Origin of the sequence: Burkholderia sp. AU4i (assembly GCF_000466765.1) — a bacterium.
Classification (GTDB): Bacteria; Pseudomonadota; Gammaproteobacteria; order Burkholderiales; family Burkholderiaceae; genus Burkholderia; species Burkholderia cepacia.
The window spans coordinates 1-3,401 of record NZ_ASSI01000005.1 but is presented as its reverse complement, the minus strand read 5'-3'; the positions used below and the strand labels follow the sequence as shown (position 1 = coordinate 3,401).

Here is a 3,401-nt window from a genome sequence, read left to right as displayed (position 1 = left end):
CGACCGCGATTGCAGTCAAAGCATGTTTTTGCATCGTTACTGCCCCTTCGAATCGTGTGCGTCGCCGTGACCGCGCTGCAGGTCGCCCTGCACGAGACGCCAGGCATCGTCGACGTTTTCCGTCTCGCCGCTGAAGATCGCGCGAACCCGCACGAAGAACATCGGGATCATGAAAATCGCGAGGAACGTCGCCGTGATCATCCCGCCGATCACGCCCGTGCCGATTGCATGCTGGCTCGCCGAACCCGCGCCGTTGCTGATCGCAAGAGGCAGCACGCCGAGCATGAATGCGAGCGACGTCATCAGGATCGGACGCAGCCGCAGGCGTGCCGCCTCGATCGCCGCGCGCACCGGCCCCATGTTCTCGTTCGCCTGCAACTCGCGTGCGAACTCGACGATCAGGATCGCGTTCTTCGCGGACAGGCCCACGGTCGTCAGCAGCCCGACCTGGAAGAACACGTCGTTCTCGAGGCCGCGCAGCATCGTCGCGAGCAGCGCGCCGACCACGCCGAGCGGCACCACCATGATCACCGAGAACGGGATCGACCAGCTTTCATACAGAGCCGCGAGACACAGGAACACGACGAGGATCGAGATCGCGTACAGGATCGGCGCCTGCGAGCCGGACTGGATTTCCTGGAACGACAAGCCCGTCCAAGAGTAGCCGATACCTTCCGGCAGCTTGCTCGCGAGTGCTTCCATCGCGGCCATCGCCTGGCCGGTCGACTTGCCCTCCGCAGCCTGCCCCTGGATCTCGATCGACGATACGCCGTTGTAGCGCTCGAGCTTCGGCGACCCGTAGCTCCAGTGGCCGGTCGAGAACGCGCTGAATGGCACCATGCCACCGGTGCTGTTGCGCACGTACCAGATGTTCATGTCTTCCGGGGTCATCCGGAACGGTGCATCCGCCTGCACGTACACCTTCTTGATCCGGCCATCCGTATCCAGGAAGTTGTTCACGTACTGCGACGCCCACGCGATCGAGAACGTCTGGTCGATCGCCGCAGCCGTCACGCCAAGCGCGTTCGCCTTCTCGCGGTCGATGTCGACCGTGTACTGCGGCGTATCGTTCAGGCCGTTCGGGCGCACGAGCGCCAGCGTGGGATCCTTCGCGGCCATTCCGAGCAACTGGCCGCGCGCGGCCATCAGTGCCTCGTGGCCGAGACCGGCGTTGTCCGTCAGCTCGAAGTCGAAGCCGGCAGCCGTACCGAGTTCGGGAATCGACGGCGGGTTGAACGGGATCACCATCGCGTCCTTGTACTGCGAGTAGTGCGCGAAGGTCCGGCCGATCAGCGCCTGCACCTTCTGGTCGGAGCGCTGGCGATGCTCGTACGGTTTCAGCTTCACGAACACGAGGCCCGCGTTCTGGCCGCGGCCCGCGAAACTGAAGCCGTTGACCGTGAACACCGAGTCGACCACATCCTTCTCGGTCGTGGTCAGGTACGTGTTGATGTTGTCGAGCGTCTTGCCGGTCGTTTCCTGCGTGGAACCGGACGGCGTCTGCACGATCATGAACATGTAGCCCTGGTCTTCGTCCGGCAGGAACGACTTCGGCAGGCGCACGAACATCACGCCGACCGCGATGAACACGGCCAGGTAGATCACGAGCCAGCGCCCCGAGCGCCGGATCACGTGGTTCACGCCGCCCGTATAACGATCGCGGCTGCGGTCGAAGGTACGGTTGAACCAGCCGAAGAAGCCCTTCTTCTCTTCGTGATGCCCTTGCGGGATCGGCTTGAGGATCGTCGCGCACAGCGCCGGCGTCAGGATCAACGCGACGAGCACCGACAGCACCATCGCCGACACGATCGTCAGCGAGAACTGGCGATAAATTGCACCGACCGAACCGCCCGAGAACGCCACCGGCACGAACACCGCCGACAGCACGAGCGCCACGCCGACGAGTGCGCCGGTGATCTGGCCCATCGCCTTGCGGGTCGCCTCCTTCGGCGACAGGCCCTCCTCCGCCATCACGCGCTCGACGTTCTCCACCACCACGATCGCATCGTCGACCAGCAGGCCGATCGCGAGCACGAGGCCGAACATCGACAGCGTGTTGATCGAGAAGCCGACGAGGCCCATGATCGCGAACGTGCCGAGCAGCACGACCGGCACCGCGATAGTCGGGATGATCGTCGCCCGCAGGTTCTGCAGGAACAGGTACATCACGAGGAACACGAGCACGATACCTTCCAGCAACGTCTTGACCACTTCCTCGATCGACAGGCGCACGAACGGCGTCGTGTCGTACGGATAGTGGACGACGAGGCCGTGCGGGAAGTACTTCGACAGCTCCTGGACCTTGGCCCGCAGCGCCGTCGCGGTCGCGAGCGCGTTCGCGCCCGTCGCGAGCTGGATGCCGAGACCGGCCGTCGGCTGCCCCATGTACTTCGTGTCGAACGTGTAGTTTTCCGAACCGAGCGCCGCGCGGCCGACGTCCTTCAGGCGAACCTGCGAGCCGTCCTGGTTGACCTTCAGCAGGATGTTGCCGAACTGCTCGGGCGTGCGCAGCAGCGTCGATTCGGTGATCGTCGCCTGCAGCAGGGTGCCCGGCTTCGCCGGCGTGCCGCCGATCTGGCCGCCCGCGATCTGCACGTTCTGCTGCGAGATCGCCGCCGACACGTCGGTCGGCGTGAGGCTGTAGTTGGTCAGCTTGACGGGATCGAGCCAGATGCGCATCGAGAACTGCGAACCGAGCAGCAGGGTCTGGCCGACGCCGTTCACGCGGCTGAGCGGATCGAGCACGTGCGACGCCACGTAGTTCGTCAGGTCCTCCTTCGACATGCTGCCGTCCTCGGAGTTGAACGCGAACCACATCAGCCAGTTGCTGCTCGACTTCGTGACCTGCATGCCGAGTTGCTGCACGACCTGCGGCAAGTTCGGTGTCGCGAGCGACAGCTTGTTCTGCACCTGCACCTGCGCGACGTCCGGATTCGTGCCCGGCGAGAAAGTCAGCGTGATCGTCGCGTTGCCCGAGTCGTCACTGGTCGACGACATGTACAGGAAGTTGTCGAGGCCGCTCATCTGCTGCTCGATCACCTGCGTCACCGTGTCTTCCACCGTCTTCGCGGAAGCGCCCGGATAGTTCGCCTGGATCTGGATCGTCGGCGGTGCGATCGTCGGATACTGCGCGATCGGCATCTTGAAGATCGATGCGACGCCGGCTAGCATCAGCACGATCGCGATCACCCACGCGAAGATCGGGCGATCGATAAAAAACTTGGCCATGAAACGGACTCCTTGTTATTGCGCGGACGACGCAGCGGTCGAACTCGCGGCAGCATTGGCGGCGGTGCTCGCCGGCGCCGCGCCGGACGCATTCGCGGCGCTTGCCGGTGTGCCGGACGCGGCGTCCGGCGCCGGTGCGAGCTGGGCGGGGACCGTCTTCACGGTCGCACCCG

1 protein-coding gene is annotated in these 3,401 nt (G+C 64.6%); it reads right to left on the bottom strand.

The features are described from left to right. Positions 1-36 precede the first annotated feature (36 nt). Positions 37-3,228 (bottom strand): efflux RND transporter permease subunit, encoded by a 3,192-nt coding sequence (locus L810_RS00245; protein ID WP_021156318.1) that lies wholly within the window; start codon positions 3,226-3,228, stop codon positions 37-39. Between the last annotated feature and the right edge of the window lie 173 nt (positions 3,229-3,401).

What these genes read in the sequence shown, in the direction of transcription:
- L810_RS00245 (WP_021156318.1), bottom strand. Translation starts at nt 3,228, where the DNA reads ATGGCCAAGTTTTTTATCGATCGCCCGATCTTCGCGTGGGTGATCGCG.